This is a genomic window from Acinetobacter sp. YH12039, from assembly GCF_013420015.1.
Lineage (GTDB): Bacteria > Pseudomonadota > Gammaproteobacteria > Pseudomonadales > Moraxellaceae > Acinetobacter > Acinetobacter amyesii.
Genome location: NZ_VOZA01000011.1, coordinates 51,221 through 72,973, shown reverse-complemented (window position 1 = coordinate 72,973; position 21,753 = coordinate 51,221). Strand labels below are relative to the sequence as shown.

The 21,753-nt window shown below is 42.7% G+C and carries 20 protein-coding genes and 1 riboswitch; of the genes, 12 read left to right on the top strand and 8 right to left on the bottom strand.

Annotated elements, in window-relative coordinates:
• Window positions 1-67 precede the first annotated feature (67 nt).
• A complete protein-coding gene (locus FTT98_RS07035) occupies window positions 68-694 on the bottom strand; it encodes an alpha-ketoglutarate-dependent dioxygenase AlkB (RefSeq protein ID WP_180008049.1) in 627 nt (208 codons plus the stop codon).
• A gap of 172 nt (window positions 695-866) precedes the next feature.
• On the opposite strand from FTT98_RS07035, the gene FTT98_RS07030 reads away from it, so the two are divergent.
• Entirely contained in the window at window positions 867-2,663 is a 1,797-nt protein-coding gene (locus FTT98_RS07030; protein ID WP_078189432.1) for an ABC transporter ATP-binding protein, read from the top strand.
• Between the two features lie 57 nt (window positions 2,664-2,720).
• On the opposite strand, the gene phoU is transcribed toward FTT98_RS07030, so the two are convergent.
• Both phoU and FTT98_RS07020 read right to left on the bottom strand, forming a co-directional pair.
• Window positions 2,721-3,437, bottom strand: a complete 717-nt coding sequence (gene phoU, locus FTT98_RS07025) for a phosphate signaling complex protein PhoU (RefSeq protein WP_078189433.1) — start codon at window positions 3,435-3,437, stop codon at window positions 2,721-2,723.
• An 83-nt stretch (window positions 3,438-3,520) separates the two neighbouring features.
• Window positions 3,521-4,876 carry a TolC family outer membrane protein gene (locus FTT98_RS07020; protein ID WP_180039956.1) on the bottom strand — a complete coding sequence of 452 codons (1,356 nt, stop codon included), beginning with the start codon at window positions 4,874-4,876 and terminating at the stop codon, window positions 3,521-3,523.
• 314 nt (window positions 4,877-5,190) lie between these two features.
• Between FTT98_RS07020 and FTT98_RS07015 the strand changes: the two genes are divergently transcribed.
• The 7 genes from FTT98_RS07015 (at window position 5,191) to FTT98_RS06985 (ending at window position 11,947) form a co-directional block, all read left to right on the top strand.
• On the top strand, window positions 5,191-6,177 hold the full coding sequence (locus FTT98_RS07015; RefSeq protein ID WP_180039984.1) for a hypothetical protein: 987 nt from the start codon (window positions 5,191-5,193) through the stop codon (window positions 6,175-6,177).
• 102 nt (window positions 6,178-6,279) lie between these two features.
• Window positions 6,280-6,406: riboswitch (TPP riboswitch) on the top strand.
• A 116-nt stretch (window positions 6,407-6,522) separates the two neighbouring features.
• Window positions 6,523-8,418 (top strand): phosphomethylpyrimidine synthase ThiC, encoded by a 1,896-nt coding sequence (gene thiC, locus FTT98_RS07010; protein WP_180039954.1) that lies wholly within the window; start codon window positions 6,523-6,525, stop codon window positions 8,416-8,418.
• Between the two features lie 76 nt (window positions 8,419-8,494).
• Complete coding sequence (locus tag FTT98_RS07005) at window positions 8,495-9,115, top strand: NUDIX domain-containing protein (RefSeq protein ID WP_180039952.1); 621 nt, start codon at window positions 8,495-8,497, stop codon at window positions 9,113-9,115.
• Window positions 9,116-9,125: 10 nt separating this feature from the next.
• Window positions 9,126-9,929: a 3',5'-cyclic-AMP phosphodiesterase gene (cpdA, locus tag FTT98_RS07000; RefSeq protein WP_180039950.1), complete on the top strand. Its 804-nt coding sequence runs from the start codon at window positions 9,126-9,128 to the stop codon at window positions 9,927-9,929.
• 209 nt (window positions 9,930-10,138) lie between these two features.
• Window positions 10,139-10,666 carry an RNA polymerase-binding protein DksA gene (gene dksA, locus FTT98_RS06995; protein ID WP_078189438.1) on the top strand — a complete coding sequence of 176 codons (528 nt, stop codon included), beginning with the start codon at window positions 10,139-10,141 and terminating at the stop codon, window positions 10,664-10,666.
• Between the two features lie 2 nt (window positions 10,667-10,668).
• Window positions 10,669-11,601 (top strand): tRNA glutamyl-Q(34) synthetase GluQRS, encoded by a 933-nt coding sequence (gene gluQRS / locus FTT98_RS06990; RefSeq protein ID WP_180177185.1) that lies wholly within the window; start codon window positions 10,669-10,671, stop codon window positions 11,599-11,601.
• An 85-nt stretch (window positions 11,602-11,686) separates the two neighbouring features.
• The gene (locus tag FTT98_RS06985; RefSeq protein ID WP_180022060.1) at window positions 11,687-11,947 is read left to right on the top strand and encodes a zinc-ribbon domain-containing protein; all 261 of its coding nucleotides are present in this window, start codon (window positions 11,687-11,689) and stop codon (window positions 11,945-11,947) included.
• On the opposite strand, the gene ftsW is transcribed toward FTT98_RS06985, so the two are convergent.
• The 5 genes from ftsW to FTT98_RS06960 all read right to left on the bottom strand — a co-directional run bounded on the left by ftsW (window position 11,936) and on the right by FTT98_RS06960 (window position 17,073).
• A complete protein-coding gene (ftsW, locus tag FTT98_RS06980; RefSeq protein WP_078189440.1) occupies window positions 11,936-13,132 on the bottom strand; it encodes a putative lipid II flippase FtsW in 1,197 nt (398 codons plus the stop codon). The genes FTT98_RS06985 and ftsW overlap by 12 nt on opposite strands.
• A 21-nt stretch (window positions 13,133-13,153) precedes the next feature.
• The gene (gene murD / locus FTT98_RS06975) at window positions 13,154-14,500 is read right to left on the bottom strand and encodes a UDP-N-acetylmuramoyl-L-alanine--D-glutamate ligase (RefSeq protein WP_180039946.1); all 1,347 of its coding nucleotides are present in this window, start codon (window positions 14,498-14,500) and stop codon (window positions 13,154-13,156) included.
• Between the two features lie 159 nt (window positions 14,501-14,659).
• On the bottom strand, window positions 14,660-14,911 hold the full coding sequence (locus tag FTT98_RS06970; protein ID WP_180039944.1) for a DUF6587 family protein: 252 nt from the start codon (window positions 14,909-14,911) through the stop codon (window positions 14,660-14,662).
• Window positions 14,912-14,950: 39 nt separating this feature from the next.
• Window positions 14,951-16,813, bottom strand: a complete 1,863-nt coding sequence (locus tag FTT98_RS06965; RefSeq protein WP_180039942.1) for a ferrous iron transporter B — start codon at window positions 16,811-16,813, stop codon at window positions 14,951-14,953.
• On the bottom strand, window positions 16,810-17,073 hold the full coding sequence (locus FTT98_RS06960) for a FeoA family protein (protein ID WP_111884859.1): 264 nt from the start codon (window positions 17,071-17,073) through the stop codon (window positions 16,810-16,812). The genes FTT98_RS06965 and FTT98_RS06960 overlap by 4 nt, the downstream gene beginning before the upstream one ends.
• A 172-nt stretch (window positions 17,074-17,245) precedes the next feature.
• Here FTT98_RS06960 and xerD point away from each other — a divergent pair, with 172 nt between their 5' ends.
• The 4 genes from xerD to thrC all read left to right on the top strand — a co-directional run bounded on the left by xerD (window position 17,246) and on the right by thrC (window position 21,709).
• Complete coding sequence (gene xerD / locus FTT98_RS06955) at window positions 17,246-18,163, top strand: site-specific tyrosine recombinase XerD (RefSeq protein ID WP_180039940.1); 918 nt, start codon at window positions 17,246-17,248, stop codon at window positions 18,161-18,163.
• A 96-nt stretch (window positions 18,164-18,259) separates the two neighbouring features.
• Window positions 18,260-19,072 (top strand): DsbC family protein, encoded by an 813-nt coding sequence (locus FTT98_RS06950; protein WP_180010679.1) that lies wholly within the window; start codon window positions 18,260-18,262, stop codon window positions 19,070-19,072.
• 130 nt (window positions 19,073-19,202) lie between these two features.
• Window positions 19,203-20,507 carry a homoserine dehydrogenase gene (locus FTT98_RS06945; protein ID WP_180008061.1) on the top strand — a complete coding sequence of 435 codons (1,305 nt, stop codon included), beginning with the start codon at window positions 19,203-19,205 and terminating at the stop codon, window positions 20,505-20,507.
• 62 nt (window positions 20,508-20,569) lie between these two features.
• On the top strand, window positions 20,570-21,709 hold the full coding sequence (gene thrC / locus FTT98_RS06940; RefSeq protein ID WP_078189447.1) for a threonine synthase: 1,140 nt from the start codon (window positions 20,570-20,572) through the stop codon (window positions 21,707-21,709).
• Window positions 21,710-21,753: the final 44 nt, after the last annotated feature.

The window sequence follows — 21,753 nt, the reverse complement described above, 5'->3', positions numbered from 1 at the left end:
TTTTAGTTGATTGGCGCTATACTCTTCCTCAGAGAAAGAAAAAAGCTCATCTAGATATGGGCTTTTTTTATGGCTGTTGATCATAGAAATAACGAAAGGTTAAATTCACCCTCGGCTCGGTCACTTTCATCGACTTCATTAGGGCATGTTTCCAATACCGTTGGGTTTTCCCACGCATCACGATCAACTGTCCACTTTGCAGTAAAAGCTGTACTTTCTCTTGAGTGCTTTTATGTTTAAAGCAAAACTTTCGGCTTGCCCCAAAACTCAAGGATGCAATCACCACCTGCTGTGTGGGTGAAAGCAAAGATGGCTCATCATCACTATGCCACCCCACCGCTTGCGTACCATTTTCGTATAAATTGGCCAAACAGGAATTAAACGTCTGACCCACCCGTTGCTCAATATGTTGCTTTAAGCGCAGTAAAGCTGGATTCCAGATCAATGCCTGCTTTTGCATGCCTGAATAGTGATACTCATAATGAGCATCTCCATACCAAACCACTTTTCGTTCCGTTTGAAAATACTGTCCATGCAAAATGACTTCATCATGCTGCCAAGCCAACTGCGTGAGGAAATAGCGTAAATATTTTTCACTGTCTTCAGCATTGAAGATCAATCCATAATCTTCAACTTCACCATCATAGGGCAACAGATTTGCATGCGGTTCAGGCGTAAATAATTCAAAATTCATCGGTTCAACTCAACACTGTTTGGCACAGCAGCGTGATGCTGATGTCGTGAGCACATTTAAAAAATATCTTAGCCGAAAAACGCTCGTCACAAATCAAAACATTGTCATTACTTGTCGCATAGAATTTTCAGTCTTAGACTAAAGCTCATATTCACAATAAAAATAATTGCTTATGAACTTGTGGCAGCTTTTCCAAAAATTACGTCCATTCGTACAGCCATACCGCTGGCTGGTGGTCGTGACGCTGATCTTGACCTTAATTGGCTCACTTACGGCACAGGTGAATGCCCTGACACTCAAATATGCCGTAGACAGCATCAATCAGCTTTTACAACAAGGCCTCGGTCTAGCCAATGGTTGGCATATATTAATCACCATCACCGTAGTCTTACTGGGAAAAGAAGTCATCAATGCCATCGTGCAATTTGGACAAAAATCGTTTGGTGAAAAGTTACGTATTTTAATTTCTCAGGATTTGTCCCAAGGCATTATTGAAAAATTTATCACCTATCGATTGGCATTCTTCGATCAACAAGACAACCAAGCAGGTAAGCTCCAAACTCGAATTGATCGGGGTGTCAGCTCGCTCACACGATTGGTTCAAATCTTTTTTATTGATATTTTACCGCTTTTTACCAGTGCCATTATTGCACTGGGCTTAATGTATTATGCCAATGTTTGGGTTGGCGTGGTGGCCACAATTATCGTGCCGATTTATTTTTGGCTGACCTTTAAACAATCACAAAAACTGGCAGGCAAACGCCGTGCCCTACGCGATAATTTTGAAAAGAAAAATCAGGGTATTCTGAGTATTATCAATTCGATAACGGTCATTAAATCTTTTAACAAAGAAGCCGTCGAATCGAAAAAGCAATTAAATCTGCAAAAGTCGCTGACTGAAAACCAGATGCAGACACGGCAAACCAGTTATATCTTTGACGGACTCAAAACCTTTATTGAACAGGTCGGTGTAGTGCTGATCATCATTCTGACGGCCTATTTTGTTTTGGATGGGCAAATGAGTATCGGGATGATTATGTATCACGTGTTGTTATTTAATAATGTCTCTGCCCCGATTCGCTCGCTACATCGTATCTATGATGAAATTAACTCTGCGATGATTTATTCAGAAAGCTTCTTTAACATCTTAGAAGCGGATCATGAAATTGAAACCAGTGGCACTGCCCAGCCTCCGATTCAAGGTCAATTTGAATTGAGCAATGTCGACTTTAGCTATCCCAATGGCTTTCAGGCATTGCACCGCATCAATATGACCATCCAACCGAACAAAATCACCGCCTTGGTTGGTTTATCTGGGGCTGGTAAATCGACATTAATTAGCTTACTGGATAAGTTTTATCATCCTCAAGCGGGCAATATCAAACTCGATGGCATCGATTTAGAACAGATTGATACGCAGTATTTACGTGAAAATATTGGTTTGGTTTTACAAAAAAATCATATTTTCCCAGGTTCAATTTTTGAAAATATTCGCTATGGAAAAAGTACAGCTACAGAGCAAGAAGTCTTCGATGCAGCACGGAAAGCCTCGATCCATGATCAGATCTTAAAACTGCCGCATGCCTATGAAGCCGATGCCTTGCTGCTCTCAGGTGGACAGCAACAGCGTATTGCCTTGGCACGTATGTTCCTGAAAAATCCGCCGATTATTTTCTTAGATGAACCGACTGCAAGTTTAGATGCGATCGCTGCTGAACAAATTAAAAATAGTCTGGATCAAATTAAACAAGGGCGTACCGTCATCATGATTTCACATAGTTTGTCGCAAATTATCGATGCCGATTACACCTATGTGATGAAAGACGGACAAATCGTAGAACACGGGGAGCATCATGATTTGTACCATCAAGAAGGTGCTTATAAGCAAATCTTCGATGCGATGGCGAAAAGTTTAAATATTGACAAAATTGCCCGGACTTTTGAAGAAGACGAAGAAACACATAGTTAATTTAGACCGAAAAAAGCCCATCATTTGATGGGCTTCGTTCATCTTGATGTTAATCAATTAACGCTGAACTTTTTGCTCAATTTCTTCAACACTGGTGTGACGGACATCTAGACCTTTCACCATATAAATCACTTGTTCAGAGATATTTCGAGCATGGTCACCAATACGTTCAAGTGAACGCAGCACCCAAAGTACATTCATGACCCGAGTAATGTGCCGTGGATCTTCTATCATATACGTCATGAGGGTACGGGTTGCCGATTGGTACTCGCGGTCAATATCAGCATCGGCCAAAAGAACACGTAAAGCCTGATCTACATCCAAACGTGCAAACGCATCGAGCGCATCATGAATCATCACGCGGACTTGGTTGCCAATATGACGTGTTTCCATATAACCACGCGGTGAACCACCCTCTTCACACAAGCTTTGTGCAATACGGGCAATTTTTGCCGCTTCATCACCAATCCGTTCTAAATCGGTGTTGGCTTTCGACATCGCAATCACCATGCGTAGATCAATCGCAGCAGGATGACGACGCGCCAAAATTAGGGTGAGCGCTTCATCAATTTCAGTTTCCATACGGTTCACCGTATTGTCTTGAAATTGAACATCAATCGCCATCGTTGCATCCGTATCCAATAAGGCATGAATGGCATTTGCAACCTGTTGCTCCACCAAACCACCCATGGTCATAAATTTGGTATGCACATCCTGCAACTCTTCATTGAATTGCGAAGAAATGTGATGATTTAAAACAGGATTATTAGGCAAAGCGAGTCTCCACTACAACGTGAATCGGCAGATTTTAGTGCCATATTAAAGCATATTGATTGTGAAACTTTTATGACCATGGATTATTTCTTTAGTAGGATCGATGGCTGATTTTTCTGATCGACCAACCATGCATTCATTTCCACTAAATCAGCTTCCGTTAATTTCCCAACGGAGGCTTTGAGTTGTAATACATGTATTAAATAATCGTACTTGGAATTTAAATAATCTTGACGGGCTGAAAAGGCATTACGCTGTGCCAGTAGCACATCAACCATAGTTTTCAGACCTTCCTGATACTGGGCTTGTGATGCTAAAGACACTTGCGCGGAAGAATCCATCGCGGCTTTACGTGCCTGTAATTTACTTTGATCCGTTTCGACTTGCATATAAGATTTTTTTACATCGGTTTGTGCTTTTCGAATTGCTGCATCCACCTGTGCTTGGCTTTTTTCAACATTGATCGCTGCTTGCTTAATGGATTTCTGTGTCCGTCCGCCATTAAACACATTCCAGTTCATTTCAATCCCCACCTGATCAAATTGACCATCTTGCGACATGATGGATTGTGGACTTTGCTTGTTATAACCATAGGTCCCTACCGCTTCAATCTGAGGATATAAGGCAGCTTTTTCGACGCGTTTGCCATCTTCCGCATAACGTTGTTGCATACGCGCTTGTAAAATGCCTAGGTTCTGCTCCTGAGCCAGTTCTTCCCACGCTTGTACATTGTTTGGAATCGGTTTTTCAAAATGAAAATCTTCACGTAACACCGCCAAATTTTCTCGATATGGCCCAATCAACTGTTGTAATTGTTCCTGCGCCAAAACCAATTGAACATTAGTCGCCATGCGGTTGGCCCGAGCATTTTGATATTGAGCATTGGCTTCGCTGACATCACTTTTTGCCACCAAACCTTCTTTTAATTTAGCATTCATCATGCGCAGCTGTTCAGATAGCGCCTGTTCTTCTTGTAAGTTGGCAACCGTCAATGCTTGCTGACGTAGGACATTAAAATAAGCTTCGGATACATTTAAAATATGATCTTGTTTTTGAATCCGCAGATTGATTTCACTTAAATTAATCGAGGTCTTGACTTGCTTCAGCCCTTCCCATGCATCCCAACGAAAAATGGGCTGACGGGCAGTAAGCGCAATTTGTCTTGTTGTGGTGCTGTCTGGCATGATCAGCCCGGCTTGAGCGCCACTTTGGTTGGAATTTTGATTTTTTCGGGTCACATTTCCGGAGATTGTTACCGTCGGGAGTAAGTTCCCATTGGCAATCCCCAAATTCAATTTATCCGCTTCATATTGTAGTTTATTGGCTTGCCAATTGGGGTCTTCTTGTTTTGCACGTTCATAAGCTTGCACAAGGTCTAGCGCACACGCCCATTGACTCGTGAAAAGCAAACAAAGACCCACCACAACTTTTTTGTTCATTTTTTTTGTAAATTCCTAATATTCAAATACCCGAGATTGAATATTCAAGCCTAAAACTAAGCAGATACTAATCATATCCTTGCAAATTTCCGTATGATTTTTATTAATTTTTTATATCAAATGCGACAAAACCGGATAATTTCAGTCGTTTTCGGACACTACTCACAACGCTATAACAAAGAACTGTACAATAGTACACATATTGCACGTGTTTCATCTATAAAATAGTCGTCATTCCATCGGACAATACCACTTCTATAGCGCATCGAGTTCCTGTGTCAAAATTTTTTCAGCTGCCTGCAAAGTTTAGTGCAATGTTTTTATGTTTCAGTATGTTGAATGGATGCCAACAACAGCCTGAACCTGAACCTGCACCAGAGTTTCCCAACAATAAGACTGTTCAAAAAGAAGCAGTCGATTTGTCTTTGCTATGCAAAAAACTTGAAAAAAATATGCTGGAAATTGATGATCAACGCACAACTTTCGCTTTAGAACAAATCAACCAAGATCTCAAAGTCTGTCTGCCATTGTTAAAAGCGGACGAACAAAAAAAATTACTGCGCTTGTCCAATCAAATGTATCGCAACTTTTTACATGTTGAACGTACGGCTCAACAGCAAATGGCGTTCGAACAATTTGCCTTTGATATGGCTCAGCATCCCACCATTCAACAAAATCATTATGAGCAGCTCACCGCCCGAGATCAGTATTTACTGAAACATAAAGGCCAAGCCTATGTGGAATTGTTCGATGCAGGTGAAGGACAGTTACGCTATCGCCGTAGTCCTGAATATTTAGCCAAAATTTTTGCGCCTTATATGCAAGAATCTGAGCAAGTCTTTATTGAAAAACTGGCTGAACAAAATGCACAACCTGCCTTGCTGCAACAAAGTTTAGCCATTGAGCCACAAGAGATTGCGACACGTGCAATTTTTTGGGAAGACTATCTCAAACAATATCCAGATAGCCCCTACAAAAAAGATGCACAACAATTACTATATCAATATAGCCAGTTGTTATTTATTGGTTCGGCACATAGCCCAGTTTCTAATGATTTTTCAGACCGCCTCAGTATTCAAGCCAGTTCTTTAGAAGAAATTGAACGCTTGGCTCAATTAAAAAACTCCAAATTGGCAGATCAGGCGCGTTTATTTTTAAAATTATTAGATCAAAATACTGCTGCATCTAATCAGCGATCAGAAGCGCAGCTGTTGAATTTAATTGGTGTCCGCAATCCTGATCCGCATTATAAGAAAGACTGTTTTAGTGACGCCATCTGTGTAAATCAGTCCTCTACTTAGCCAATGCAAGTTCAATTGCACATGTGCCTAGCCAAAATTCTGCACTGCAAAATCGATGAAAAATAACACTGTTTTAAAACAGCCTTCATGCTAATATCCGCACAAAGCTTGACGGAGCGCAGGTAATTTCCTGCTGAGATCATCTAAATTTAGTTCGCTAAATTTAAGGATGAGTACCGTTGAACCTGATCAGGTTAATACCTGCGTAGGAATCAAGCCATCTAAAAACTTAAGCCCTTCTTATCTCTTGGTTTTACGCCTTTATTTTCAGGTGAATCCATCAGATAAACTGCCACGTTTTTGGTCGTGCTTGATTCGTTGATGTCATTCATAAGGATCATTGCAATGAACCAATTAACGAATCTCACCGCTTCAGATCGCGCTGCTCAACATGAACAAGATGCTAAAGATCTCACTCGTATTCTCCCTGCGTCAAAGAAAGTCTATATCCAAGGCTCACGTCCAGATATTCGCGTCCCAATGCGTGAAATTAGCCTTACAGATACGCCTACAGGTCTGGGTGGAGAAAAAAATCTGCCGATCATGGTTTATGACACCTCTGGTGCTTATACCGACCCCAATATTCAAATTGACCTGAATCAAGGTCTACCTAATGTCCGTGAATCTTGGATCGAGTCTCGAAATGATACGGAAATACTCGATACCTTAACTTCAAAATTTGGACAAGAGCGTCTTCGAGATATTCGTACTGCAGAGATTCGTTTTGCGCATATTTCAAAACCCCGTCGCGCTCGTCGTGGACACAATGTCTCTCAAATGCACTATGCCAAACAAGGCATCATCACCCCTGAAATGGAATACATTGCAATTCGTGAAAATCAGCGCCAGCGTGAAGGTGTTGATATGCGCCAACATGCCGGTCAAAATTTTGGCGCACGCAATTTAACTGAAATCACCCCAGAATTTGTACGTCAAGAAGTGGCTGAAGGTCGTGCCATTATCCCTGCCAACATTAACCACCCTGAATGTGAACCGATGATTATTGGTCGTAACTTCTTGGTGAAAATCAATGCCAACATTGGTAACTCAGCGCTCGGCTCAAGCATTGATGAAGAAGTGGCAAAAATGACGTGGGCAACTCGTTGGGGCGCTGACACCATTATGGATTTATCGACAGGTAAAAATATCCATGAGACCCGCGAATGGATTATTCGCAACTCACCTGTACCGATTGGCACCGTACCGATTTACCAAGCTTTAGAAAAAGTTGATGGTGTCGCAGAGGACTTAACCTGGGAAATTTTCAAAGACACACTGATTGAACAAGCCGAGCAAGGTGTCGATTATTTTACGATTCACGCAGGCGTACTGCTTCGTTATGTTCCACTCACCGCCAACCGTTTAACAGGTATTGTGTCACGTGGCGGATCCATCATGGCGCAGTGGTGCTTAGCGCATCATGAAGAAAACTTCCTGTATACGCATTTTGATGAAATCTGCGAAATCATGAAAGCCTATGATGTGTCATTCAGTTTAGGTGATGGTTTACGTCCGGGGTGTATTCAAGATGCTAACGATGAAGCTCAATTTAGTGAATTACGCACCTTAGGTGAATTGACTCACCGGGCATGGGAACATGATGTGCAAGTCATGATTGAAGGCCCAGGCCATGTCCCAATGCACATGATCAAAGAAAATATGGATCTACAACTCGAGGTTTGCAAAGAAGCACCTTTTTATACCCTTGGGCCGCTCACCACCGATATTGCCCCGGGCTATGACCACATTACCTCTGCGATTGGTGCGGCAATGATTGGTTGGTACGGCACCGCGATGCTGTGTTATGTGACCCCGAAAGAGCACCTTGGTCTACCAGATAAAAAAGACGTCAAAGATGGCATTATCACCTACAAAATTGCAGCCCATGCCGCAGACCTTGCCAAAGGTCATCCCGGTGCGCAGGCCCGTGATAATGCATTGTCGAAAGCACGCTTTGAATTCCGCTGGGAAGACCAATTTAATCTGAGCTTAGACCCTGATACAGCACGCAGCATGCATGATGAAACTATGCCGAGAGAAGCACATAAATCGGCCCATTTTTGTTCCATGTGTGGACCTAAATTTTGCTCGATGAAAATCACACAAAATGTGAGAGATTATGCAAAAAATCAGCAAGATATGCAGCTTTCTTCAGAATCTAATCCTGAAATTGAGACAGGTTTACAAAGCATGAAAGCGGCCTATCATGAACATGGTCAAAAGTTGTACCATAAAGTGTAAAGCTTAAAAAAAATCTTTTGTATTCAACAAAATCTCGGTTAGGATGAAATGGAAGATTTCATCCTAATTAGCGCTTATGAATATTATTAAACAGGCCACATATAACAAAAAAGATTACAGCATTGAAGGGCGTGAACATCTTTATAAAGGCTTTATTCAAGTTGAAAAAGTTCTGCTTCGACACCGCTTATTCCATCAAGACAGCATGATTCCAACCATTCAGCGTGAATTGATTCATCGTCCTGAAGCAGCAGGTGTGCTGATCTATAGTCATCAACAACAAAAATTTGCCTTAATTGAACAATTCCGCATTGGGGCGATTGATGATGAAACTTCGCCATGGCAACTAGAGATTATTGCCGGCGTGCTCGATGGTGATGAATCTGCTGAAAGCTGCATCCGCCGTGAAAGTTTGGAAGAATCAGGCTGTGAATTAGATGCACTACAGCATTTATTTAGTTTTTATCCCTCTGCGGGTGCCTGCGCGGAATTATTCCACCTTTATAGTGCTGAAGCAGAACTGCCTGAACATGGAGGAGTCTTTGGCATGCCTGATGAAGGAGAGAATATTCAATTGCATATCTTAAACTATGCTGATATTCCTGAATTATTAACCAATGGTCGGCTAAAAAACGCACCTGTCATTATGGCCTTGCAATGGTTACAACAACAAATACATACTACAAGGAATGTCTAAGGGGAAGGACATGACTTTAAGGGATACACCACAATACGACTGGACACTGATCCAGATCTCGGACACACATTTAATGGATCAGGAAGATCTTGAATTTGTCCGCATGAATCCAGAGCAGAGTTTTCACGATGTGATTCAACAAATTCAGTTGAACCATCATCACATCGATACGCTTGTCCATACTGGCGATCTTGCACAAGTGCCGGTAGAGCGTACCTATGCGCGTTATCTCGAATATATGCAACAGCAGCCGTTTCCGTTTTATCAGATTCCGGGGAACCATGACGAAACGTCTTGCTTCCCATTTCATCAACAGGAAGATCGTGCTCACTGCATCGCATTAGGCAATTGGTGTCTGATTTTACTGAACAGTGCGGTTAAAGGAAAAGTGGATGGTTGGGTATCACAACAGCAGTTGGAACAATTAGATCAGTTACTCACAGCACACCCACAGCAACACATCATTGTGGCATGCCACCACCACCCTTTTGCCATGCAATCGCATTGGATAGATCAGCATAAACTAAAAAATGCTGAACATCTCATAGATGTGCTTTCACGCCATGACAATGTCAAAATTGTACTATGCGGACACGTACATCAAGACTCGTCTAATCAATGGCGCAATATTCAGTTTTTATCGACGCCTTCGACCAGTGTTCAGTTCAAACCGCATAGTGAAAATTTTGCCTTAGATGAGGCTTTACCAGGGTATCGTGCACTCTATCTGAATGATAATGGTGAATTTAAAACTGAAGTTGTTCGGGTCAAATTGAAACAACCTCAAATTAATGTTGAAATTTCAGGTTATTAACTTTTCAATTTGATTTTTTTGCTTTACTTTATGCCTTCTAAAGGAAAAGTGATAGTTAGAATCCAAACATCAAAGACTATCAATAAGCAGAAAAAGTCTATATGATGACGACCCCCACAGAAGGAAACTCTGTGTTGGGTGGATAAAAAACTTGCATATCACCATATTTTTTGCGTATAGATATATGCATATGATGAGGAATGCCCTATATGGCGAATGACAACCAAAATCAAGTCTTAGACGAACAAACTGATGTAGTAGACGAAAAGTCTACCAAACGCGTGCGCAAATCAAAGCCAAAGGCGACTGAAGGTGGTTCTACTGCAAGCTTATTTGGTATTGAACCTTATCAGCCTAAAAAGAATGAAGAATACATGTCTGAAGGGCAACTTGAGCATTTCCGCCACATTTTATTGGCGTGGAAAGCTGAGTTAATGTCAGAAGTAGACCGTACTTTGAATACCATGCAAGACGAAAATACTGCGCTTCCAGATGTGAACGACCGTGCAACGCAAGAAGAAGAATTTGCGATTGAACTTCGTACACGTGACCGTGAACGTAAACTGATCCGTAAAATTGAACAATCAATTGAAGCGATCAAAAATGATGACTATGGTTTCTGTGAAACGTGTGGTATCGAAATTGGTTTACGTCGCCTAGAAGCGCGCCCAACAGCGACTTTATGTATCGACTGCAAAACACTTGCAGAGATCAAAGAGAAGCAAAATAACGGTTAATTGTGACTGTCGATGATTCCTTAGCTGAGCCTAGCTCAGCTCTTGCGCAGCGGCGAAACGATGTTTCGCTGACTCGCTACTCAGGTCGGTTTGCGCCATCGCCAACCGGCCCTTTGCATTTTGGCTCTTTAATTACAGCAGTCGCAAGCTACTGCGATGCCCGTGCCCATCAGGGGCAATGGGTGGTTCGTATCGAAGATACCGACATTCCACGTATATTTCCCGGCAGCGAAGAACACATCTTACGTTGTATTGATGCATTTCAATTCGAACCAGATACCGAGATCATTTTCCAAAAAGACCGCCTTGAAATCTATGAGCAAGTCATTGCGCATTTGCATGCCCAAGACTTGGTCTATGCTTGTCAATGCACCCGAAAAATGCTCGGTTCGAATCATATCTATCAAGGTACATGTCGTAATCTTGGTCTTCCCCTTCAGGATCAGGCCATTCGAATTAAAGTCGATGCACAGAACATTTGTTTTACCGACCGCTTACAAGGGACGCATTGCTCCAATCTGCAGCAAGATTTAGGTGACTTTGTCTTAAAACGCCGTGATGGCATTATTAATTATCAACTTGCTGTCGTGGTGGATGACTACCTACAAGGGATGACCCATGTCGTACGTGGGGCTGATCTTTTGGACAATACCGAACGTCAAATTTGGCTCGGACAGGTTTTGGGTTATCCGCGCCTTGAATACATGCACTTGCCATTGGCAATGAATGATCAGGGACAAAAACTGTCAAAACAGAATATGGCTCAAGCTCTTGATTTAAGCCAAGCGGCACCTTTATTACAACAAGCATTGCAAGCCCTACACCAACCGCCAGTCGACTTGGATACGCCACGTATTATGCTACAACAGGCGATTGCGCAGTGGGATATTCAACAAATTCCCCATGGCACAGCATTGCCTCAAATCTATCAATAAACCCACATCCCTATCTGCGCCAATCACTCGATATTCAATTGAATTATGCTTTAATAAAGTGATCAATCGACCATTGGAGAGCCTAATGTTTTTTATTTTTGGATTTGGTCCGAAAACCAAAGTCATTGAAAAGAGCCAATTTACTTGCCCTGTGTGCCGCAGTAGAACTCAGTATGAGTTAAAACAGCAACGTAATTATTTTTCTTTATTTTTTATTCCATTGATTCCACTATCTAAAGCCAAGGCGAGCTTGGTCAAATGTCTCCATTGTGGAACGGAGATGCCGGCGAGTGTCCTCCACCATGCATCTCCCGATCCGCAACGAGATACGAATTTAGAAGCTTGATTCTTCTTTACTTGGGTTCACTTCTTTGGTCGTCGCATCGATCTTTAAGATCAGACTCACCATAACCGCACAGATAATCAGAGAAGACCCCCCATAACTAATAAACGGCAAGGTCAAACCCTTGGTTGGAAGCATGCCCATGTTCATGCCTGCATTCACCAAAATTTGCAGCAAGAAGATAATACTGATGCCATAAGCCAAGTAGCCTGCACGTAAGTATTGATGACGCAAGGCACGATGACCAATGCGAATACAGCAGACCAACATCACAAATGACAGCGTCAATACAGTCAAAATCCCAAAGAAGCCAAATTCTTCACCCAAAACCGCCAACATGAAGTCGGTATGTGCCTCAGGTAAATACGACATTTTTTGAATACTATGACCTAAGCCGACACCAAACCATTCACCACGACCAAAAGCCATTAATGCATTCGACAATTGGTAGCCTGCACCTAATGGATCATTCCATGGATTTGAGAACGACATCAACCGCTCTAAACGATAAGGTTCAAATAAAATCAAGAACACAAAGGCCATGATGATCGCACCAAAGGCAATTGCGAACTGAATCAACGGTGCACCTGCGAGGAAGAATACCCCTAGCATGGTTAAGGCAATCACCACCGTCGCCCCTAAATCAGGCTCTGCCATGACCAAACCGACAGTTGCAGCCATAATCACTGCCAAACGCACCAAGCCCTTAATATTATTACGGACTTCTTCGGCACGCCGTACCACATAGTCTGCGGTAAATATCGCCATCATGACTTTGGCGACTTCCGAAGCCTGTAAGGTGAAACCAGCGATCCGAATCCAACGCTTAGAACCATTGACTTCAGTACCTACCGCCAAAACGGCAGCTAACAGGACAATGGTCACAATCCATAAAAAGAAGGTGTTGTTAAACCAGACATTTAACGGCACTTTATAAGCGATATACGCAGCCATGGCGGCAGCGGCAATCGAAATCCCGTGTCGTGAAATGTAATGGAAGGCATTTTCATGCATACGCTCTGCATAAGGCATCGAAGCAGATGCCACCATGATCGAACCAATACACAACAATGCCAAAACACAGAACATTAAAACATTGCGCACGTTGACCTCGGCAGGTAACCGAGGAATCCAACGCTCTACAACTTCATTTATTCTATTTATGGTCGTCTGAGCTAACCCAGCCATACAACTTTCCTTATCGTTCTTTTAAACGAGTGCATTCACACAATCAACAAATTGGTGCCCACGCTCACTGTAGCCTTTAAACATATCAAAACTTGCGCACGCTGGAGACAATAACACCACATCATTGGCTACCGCATTTTGTTGGCACAGCTCAACCGCTTGTTTCAAACTTTCAGCATGAATCAGCGTGGTTGTCCCTTCAACCGCTTTTTCAATAATTGGACGATCTTCACCAATCAACACCGCAACTTTGGCATATTTTGAAAGTGAATCACGTAGCGCAGTAAAGTCCTGCCCTTTGCCTTGACCACCTAAAATAATCGCCACTTTACCGCCTTTGGCTTCAATCGCGGCACCTAGACCATCAATCGCAGCTAAAGTCGCACCAATATTAGTGCCTTTAGAGTCGTTATAATAACGAACACCATGCACTTCTTTCACAAATTCACAGCGGTGTTCTAAACCTTTAAAGGTTTTCAAAGTTTCCAACATGCCTTCTAGTGGCAAACCAATCGCTTCACCCAAAGCTAAACATGCCAAGGCGTTTGCCACATTATGTGTCCCTTGGATATACATGTCTGCACTTTTCAGTAAACGCTCACGGCCACGTGCCAACCAAATTGTGCCATCAGTATCGCGTAAAATACCGAACTGATTCATATCTGGTGCATTTAAGCCAAAGCTTTGCATTGGAGTAATATCTGGAACCAATGGACGTGTTAATGAGTCATCACGGTTATACACGACTTTTTTCACCGCTTGGAAAATACGATGCTTCGCAGTGTGATAGCCCATCATATCGCCATGACGGTCCAAATGGTCTTCACTCATGTTCAACACAACAGCCACTTCTGCGGCCAAGTTCGACGTGGTTTCTAATTGAAAACTTGAAAGCTCTAAAACATAAAGCTCTGGATCATCTTTGGTGAGATCCAAAGCTGGACGCCCTAAGTTGCCACCCACTGCCACTTTTTTGCCTGCATCTGCTGCCATAAGACCAAATAAAGTCGTTACGGTACTTTTCGCATTCGAACCTGTAATTGCGACAATCGGCTTATCTGTCGCACGACGTAAAATTTGAATTTCTGAAACCACAGGAATGTTGGCTGCAATGGCCGCCTGAATTTGCGGTAATTTTGGATCTAGCCCCGGGCTGATAATAATTTCTTCTGCTTGGAGTAATAAATCTTGGTCCAACTGACCGAAACTGGTTTGTACATCACTTGGAATTTGATCATGACCCGGTGGGACTGCTCGTGAATCGGTGACTGCAACGCGGTAGCCATGGCTATGTAAGAAATTCACTGCGGAAACACCAGAAATCCCTAATCCGGCAACAACCTTCAATCCACCACGCTGTATTAACATTTTCGCCCCATTTTTTGGTCGGTTTTTAAATCTGACAAAATGTTAGCACTTTGCTGTTTTGAATGCTTTTTATGTTTTCACTTTCTCGCAGTTTTTTTGTGTCCGCTCGTAAAAAAACCGCCCATCTTGGGCGGTTTCTTCAAGCAATTGACGGTGAGCTTATTTCCATTTCACCGCTTGTACTTCAGCTTTTTTTGCAGATGGATTATCCGAAGCTGAACATCCACAACCGCCTGCACAGCCTGCGACCATTTTGGGCTTTAACCATTTGGCTAAACTGTTCCAACCACGGTTTGCACAGTGCTCAGATAAAGTTGTGAAGACTGAGTTTGATGTTTTTGGAAATACCTTCTTAAACACCACGACAGCACTCCAAATCACCAATACCGCAATAATTATTGATTCAAGCATGTCTCTCTCCTTTGTTCAGCTTTTGCCATTCAAGATTCACTATCCAAAATAGCGTGTTGCAATTTGATACGTGATGAATGCCATTAAATAAGCCAAACCAAATAAATAGATGGTCATGAAACTCACCGTCTTCAAGGAACCAGTTTCACGTTTAACTGTCGCCAGTGTCGCCAAGCAATGTGGCGCATAAATAAACCACACCAATAATGATAGACCGGTTGCCAATGACCAACCCAATGACCCATCGCTACTAATTAAATTTGCCAGACCTTGAGACATGGCATCCTCATCTGTTGCAGACAAGGCATACACCGTACCCAATGCCGCTACAACAACTTCACGTGCAGCCATCGCTGGAATTAAGGCAATACAGATCTGCCAGTTAAAACCTAATGGTGCAAAGATCGGTTGTAGCACATGCCCAAGCATACCTGCCAATGAATAATCAATATCCGGCAAGGTTGCGCCTTCTGGCGGTTGCGGGAAGGTACACAAGAACCATAACAAAATCGATAAAGCGAAGATGATGCCACCAACACGTTTCAAGAAGATCTTGGCACGGTCCAGTAAACCAATCCAAACACTCTTAATATCTGGGAAACGGTAGCTTGGAAGTTCCATCAATAAGGCATGCTGCGATTTATCTTTTTGGAAGAATTTCAGTACTGTTGCCACAATTAAGGCACTCACAATCCCGGCTGCATATAATGCAAATAACACCAAGCCTTGTAAGTTAAAGACGCCCCAGACCATTTGCTGTGGAATAAATGCCGAGATCAACAAAGCATAAACCGGTAAACGTGCCGAACAGGTCATCAATGGAGCAACTAAAATCGTTACCAGACGATCTCGAGGGTCTTGAATACTCCGGGTTGCCATGATGCCCGGTACAGCACAGGCAAAGCTCGACAGCAAAGGAATAAAAGCACGTCCACTCAAACCCGCTTTAAACATCAGCTTATCTAGCAAGAATGCTGCACGTGGTAAATAGCCTGATTCTTCTAAAACCAAAATAAAGAAGAATAAGATAATAATTTGTGGGAGGAAGACAATTACGCCACCCGCACCTTCAATAATCCCTTTAACAACCAAGCTCTGTAGTAATGGATTGGAAATCATGCCACCTGCGGCTTCACCAACCCAATCCTGCACCCATTCAATACCTTCCATAAACGGCGCAGCCCACGCAAACACCGCTTGGAAGATAATAAACATCATCACCGCTAAGGTAATTAAACCAAAGACTGGATGTAGAAAAATTTTATCAAGGAAGTCTGAGCGTTTATCTTCATGATCAACAAACATCACCACGTCTTTTAAAATTTGTTCAATTTTTTCGTGGTTAGTTCCAGAAAGATTGGTATCACTTAATGACGCATCTGGTTTTCTGAAACCTTCAGCATCCAAAGCACCCATTAAGTTTTCAATACCCGCATTACGTACAGCAACGGTTTCTACAACAGGAACGCCCAAACGCTGAGACAGCTTTTGGGTATTGATTTGCATGCCACGACGGCGTGCTTCATCCATCATATTGAGGACAAGTAAAATTGGACGACCCAAATCGATCATTTCCATGACCAAACCGAGGTGCAATTTTAAGTTTGTCGCATCAACTACACATAAAAAGACATCTTGATGCCCTTCTTCTGCAATTTTACCTTGCACGACATCACGCGTAATGGCTTCATCAGGACTCGTCGCTTCTAAGCTATACGTCCCCGGCAAATCCAAAACTCGAACAGATTTACCCGATGGCAACGTAAATTGACCAACCTTGCGCTCAACCGTTACCCCAGCATAGTTCGCAACTTTCTGACGTGTACCCGTTAAATGATTGAATAATGAAGTTTTACCACAGTTTGGATTACCAACGAGGGCAATACGTAACGCATCACTCATGCTGATGCCCCTTCCATTGCTATTTCCACTTTTTCAGCTTCTATTTTTCGCAGTGCGAAACGAGTAAACCCAACTTGAATTAAAATCGGGTCACCACCAAAAATACCTTTGGTAATCACCTGTACTTTTGTTCCGGGAACAAAACCCAAAGTCTCTAAACGGCTAGCGACTAAATCAGCCGGAGCATTGTTGCCATTCTGGTTACGATGTACCTTATGAATGACTGCGCTTTGTTTCACTTTCAAATCAGATAATCGCACGCAACTAACCCTAAAAAATTTTGAATATTATACAAACAAATGAGAATAATTAACAAATCGGATTCGATTTCAATTCTCATTTAACAATCTAGCATCGACACGACTATTTTTTTAAATTACATTGCATTAAACCATTGTGATTTCTTGGTTTAATTTCGAAAATGAGCAGCACATGTTAAATAAAAAACCACGTATTCCAACCCCTGTCCAAATTCCAGAATCACTCAGTTTTTTACACGGATATCGTGATGATTTAATAGCTCAAACCGTCAGTCCACACACTCGAAATGCATATTTATCTGATTTAATTCAATGCAGTGGGTGTCATACGCATGTCATGACTGATTGGAGCAGTGACGACATTTCAGATGTCTTGCTTAGCCTGACTAAACAAGGAAAAAGCCCTCGCTCGATCGCCCGCTCACTTTCTGCACTGCGTTCATTTTTCAAGTTCTTGCGTGAACAAAAAATACGCAGTGACAATCCTGTTGCAATCCATAAAACACCCAAATTGGGTCGTGCCCTACCAAAGGATTTATCTGAAGCAGATGTTGAAGCCCTGATTAATGCCCCAGACCTCAACACCGCATTGGGTCTACGTGATCGTGCCATGCTCGAAGTGCTGTATGCCTGTGGTTTACGTGTCTCTGAGTTATTAAATTTAAGATTAGAACTGATCAATCTGAAACAAGGCTATTTACGAATTACCGGTAAAGGCAATAAAGAACGCTTAGTCCCTTTAGGTCAAATGGCGGTGGAATGGATCGAGAAATATTTAGCCGAAGCGCGCCCCGTCTTATACAAAAGCGCAACCGATGCTTTATTTCTCACTCAACTCGGTGGAATGATGAGTCGCCAAAACTTTTGGTACGCGATTAAACGCTATGCGCTCATTGCAGGCATTCAAGCCGAATTATCACCACATACCTTACGCCACGCCTTTGCCACGCATTTGCTCAACCACGGTGCCGACTTACGTGTAGTGCAGATGCTGCTCGGCCACAGTGACTTGTCTACCACGCAAATTTATACCCATGTCGCGCAGATTCGTATGCAAAAATTACATGCAGACTATCATCCGAGAGCTTAACGGCAGGAAATATCAGACCAAGAAGTTCTATCGTGGCCGATATTTTTTGCTATGCTTACTCACCTGTTTGATAAAGCTAAAAGAAAAGGGTTGTTTATGTTATTTACCCGTTCAAAAATTTTTCTCGCATCGACACTTGTTGCCAGTATGGCGTTAGTGGCTTGTTCTAATTCAAATAATGACGAAAAGAAAGACGCGACATTAACGGCAAGTACACCTGCAACTGGTGAAGCTTCGAATTTATCTGAACGTAATGCTCAGCAGCGTTTAATTGATACTTTGCAATCCAATTTGCAAAAAGCCAATATCAATGCCAAAGTCACTGGGGTGAAAGCGACTGAAGTTCCTAATTTGTTTTGGGTGAGTTTTGAAGGCATGCCTGCAGTCTATGCTACAGCTGATGGTAAATACATTTTCCAAGGCGACGTGGTTCGTTTGGGTGAAAAACAACTCTTTAATGTAGGCGATACGCTACAAGCAGACGCCAACAAAAAACTATTTGATCAATTAAAAACCGAAGACTTACTAATCTATAAAGCCAAAGGTAAAACCAAACACGTGGTTTATGTGTTTACCGATGTCAGCTGTCCTTATTGCCATAAGTTACATGAACAAATGGATGATATTAATGCCCGTGGCATTGAAGTCCGTTACATCGCTTGGCCACGTGGTGAACAACACATGCCAATGATGGAAACTATCTGGTGTAGCAAAGACCGTCGTGCCGCATTTGATAAAGCCATTGCCGGTGAGCAAATCGAGCCAGCATCATGTAAAAACCCAGTGCGCAGCATGTATGAAATGGGTCTAAATATTGGTGTGAATGGTACGCCAGCGATCTATAACGCAGAAGGCAAACACATCGGTGCTTACATGTCGGCTTCCGAACTTGAAAGTGCGCTTAAATAACTAATTTTTATAGGCTAAATGAATGTTTTTTATGGGTGGGAATAAAGTGATTTCTACCCTAGAGTCCGAACGTTTTTTTAGCTATGATCTAAACTCACTTAAAGCAATGATGAAATAAATGGAGTGTGACGTGAAACCAGTTCGTCTGGCAATCCTCGGTCTTGGTACTGTGGGTGGTGGTGCCCTTAAACTACTAAAAGAAAATGCTGCTGAGATTAAACGTCGCACCGGTCGTGAAATTGAAATTACCCATGTGGGTACGCGTCGCCCTCGTCCTGATTTAGAACTACCTGCTTCAGTGAAGCAAAGTGCTGATTTATTAGATATCGTCCGTCAACCCGATGTAGACGTTGTGGTTGAAGTTATGGGCGGCATTCACCCTGCGTATGAAGTAATTCGTGAAGCAATCGTTCATGGCAAACAAGTGGTTACAGCCAACAAAGCTTTATTAGCTGAACACGGCAATGAATTATTTAAATTGGCCGATGATCATCACGTTCAGATTGCTTATGAAGCAGCTGTCGCAGGCGGTATCCCAATTATTAAAGTCCTCCGTGAAGGTTTGGCAGCCAATAAAATTGACTGGCTTGCAGGTATTATTAACGGTACAGGTAACTTTATCCTGACTGAAATGCGTGAAAAAGGTCGTGCCTTTGCAGACGTTCTCAAAGAAGCGCAAGAACTCGGTTATGCCGAAGCAGATCCAACTTTCGACGTCGAAGGAATCGATGCAGCGCACAAGTTAACATTGCTGGCTTCTATTGCTTTTGGTATCCCACTCCAGTTTAACAAAGTCTTCACTGAAGGCATCAGCAAAGTCACTGCGCAAGATGTCAAATATGCAGAAGACCTTGGTTTCCGTATTAAACATTTAGGTATTGCACGTCGTGCTGCAACGGGTATTGAGCTTCGTGTTCATCCAACGCTGATCCCTGAAGACCAACTGATTGCCAATGTAAATGGCGTTAAAAATGCTGTATTGGTTCAAGCCAATGCTGTTGGTCCAACGCTTTACTATGGCGCAGGCGCAGGTGCAGGCCCGACAGCATCAGCGGTGGTTGCTGACGTTGTCGATATTGTCCGTGACATCTCATATACCGAAGATGGCGCAGGTACAATTCCACAGCTTGCTTTTGAAGCACTGACCGATTTACCAATTCTTCCACGTGAAGAAATGACCACAGGATACTACATCCGTATTAATGCCGAAGATCAAACTGGCGTTCTTGCTGATGTCACTACGATTTTAAGCCGTGCAGGAATCAGCATCGATGCGATCATGCAACAGCCGCGCTTAAAAGACCTTATTCCTATCGTGATTCTGACTGATCCAGTCAAAGAATCTAAAATGGATGAAGCCCTTCAACAAATTCAAGCATTGCCTGTCATTCATGGCGAAATTGTACGAATTCGTTTAGAATCGCTTGATAATTAATCGGGTCGAGGGGAATATTTCAGTTCCTCTCGCCAAGCTCTACACACAATTGGAACATCATCATGTCTAATGCCAATCGTTATACTGGTTTAGTTGACCGCTATCGCGACCGTTTACCCGTATCTGCAACTACTCGCGCAATTTCTTTGGGCGAAGGTAATACGCCACTGATTAAGCTTGAGAACATTCCACGCATTATTGGCAAAAATGTTGAAATTTATGTGAAGTACGAGGGCTTAAACCCGACTGGTTCATTTAAAGACCGTGGTATGACCATGGCCGTAACAAAAGCAGTGGAAGCAGGCTCAAAAGCGATTATTTGTGCCTCTACAGGTAATACATCTGCTGCCGCAGCGGCGTATGCTGCACGTGCGGGTATTAAAGCATTCGTGTTAATCCCAGAAGGCAAAATTGCCATGGGTAAAATGGCACAAGCGATGATGTATGGCGCAGTAACGATGCAAATCCACGGTAACTTCGATGACGGTATGCGTCTTGTAAAAGAAGTTGCGGATCAAGCACCAGTTACGATTGTAAACTCAATCAACCCATACCGTCTGCAAGGTCAAAAAACCATTGCTTACGAAATCGTTGACGAATTAGGTCGTGCACCAGACTACCACTGCCTACCTGTAGGTAATGCGGGTAACATCACAGCACATTGGATGGGTTATACCGAAGCTGTGGCGAATCAGCCTAAAGAAGAATTTGTACAAGTAGTTTATGATCCTGAAACTGATCAATTCACAGGTCCAAAACCTGCGGGTCTACCAACAATGGTGGGTTACCAAGCTGCTGGCGCGGCACCATTCCTACGCGGCGCACCTGTAGAAAACCCTGAAACTGTAGCAACTGCGATCCGTATTGGTAATCCACAAAGCTGGAACCATGCTAAAGCCGTAGTCCGCGACTCAGAAGGTTGGTTTGACGAACTGCAAGATGCTGAAATCTTAGAAGCACAGCGTCTACTATCTATGTACGAAGGTGTATTCGTAGAACCTGCTTCTGCAGCTTCTATCGGTGGCGCGATTCGTGACATCAAAGCAGGTAAAATTGCTGAAGGTTCTGTGATCGTATGTACTGTAACAGGTAACGGTTTAAAAGATCCTGACACTGCCATCAAGCAATGCCAAGATGCCGTAATGTTGTCGATTGATGCAACTATGGATCAAGTTCGTGATTCAATTCTGTCAAATATGTAATTTATATGCTGACTGAATAAAAAAAAGCCCTGCTCTTGCAGGGC

What these genes read in the sequence shown, in the direction of transcription:
- xerD (WP_180039940.1), top strand. Translation starts at nt 17,246, where the DNA reads ATGTTAAATAAAAAACCACGTATTCCAACCCCTGTCCAAATTCCAGAA.
- ftsW (WP_078189440.1), bottom strand. Translation starts at nt 13,132, where the DNA reads ATGGCTGGGTTAGCTCAGACGACCATAAATAGAATAAATGAAGTTGTA.
- FTT98_RS06950 (WP_180010679.1), top strand. Translation starts at nt 18,260, where the DNA reads ATGTTATTTACCCGTTCAAAAATTTTTCTCGCATCGACACTTGTTGCC.
- thrC (WP_078189447.1), top strand. Translation starts at nt 20,570, where the DNA reads ATGTCTAATGCCAATCGTTATACTGGTTTAGTTGACCGCTATCGCGAC.
- cpdA (WP_180039950.1), top strand. Translation starts at nt 9,126, where the DNA reads ATGACTTTAAGGGATACACCACAATACGACTGGACACTGATCCAGATC.
- dksA (WP_078189438.1), top strand. Translation starts at nt 10,139, where the DNA reads ATGGCGAATGACAACCAAAATCAAGTCTTAGACGAACAAACTGATGTA.
- FTT98_RS07005 (WP_180039952.1), top strand. Translation starts at nt 8,495, where the DNA reads ATGAATATTATTAAACAGGCCACATATAACAAAAAAGATTACAGCATT.
- murD (WP_180039946.1), bottom strand. Translation starts at nt 14,500, where the DNA reads ATGTTAATACAGCGTGGTGGATTGAAGGTTGTTGCCGGATTAGGGATT.
- FTT98_RS06965 (WP_180039942.1), bottom strand. Translation starts at nt 16,813, where the DNA reads ATGAGTGATGCGTTACGTATTGCCCTCGTTGGTAATCCAAACTGTGGT.
- FTT98_RS06985 (WP_180022060.1), top strand. Translation starts at nt 11,687, where the DNA reads ATGTTTTTTATTTTTGGATTTGGTCCGAAAACCAAAGTCATTGAAAAG.
- FTT98_RS07020 (WP_180039956.1), bottom strand. Translation starts at nt 4,876, where the DNA reads ATGAACAAAAAAGTTGTGGTGGGTCTTTGTTTGCTTTTCACGAGTCAA.
- FTT98_RS07030 (WP_078189432.1), top strand. Translation starts at nt 867, where the DNA reads ATGAACTTGTGGCAGCTTTTCCAAAAATTACGTCCATTCGTACAGCCA.
- FTT98_RS06970 (WP_180039944.1), bottom strand. Translation starts at nt 14,911, where the DNA reads ATGCTTGAATCAATAATTATTGCGGTATTGGTGATTTGGAGTGCTGTC.
- FTT98_RS07015 (WP_180039984.1), top strand. Translation starts at nt 5,191, where the DNA reads ATGTTTTTATGTTTCAGTATGTTGAATGGATGCCAACAACAGCCTGAA.
- thiC (WP_180039954.1), top strand. Translation starts at nt 6,523, where the DNA reads ATGAACCAATTAACGAATCTCACCGCTTCAGATCGCGCTGCTCAACAT.
- FTT98_RS07035 (WP_180008049.1), bottom strand. Translation starts at nt 694, where the DNA reads ATGAATTTTGAATTATTTACGCCTGAACCGCATGCAAATCTGTTGCCC.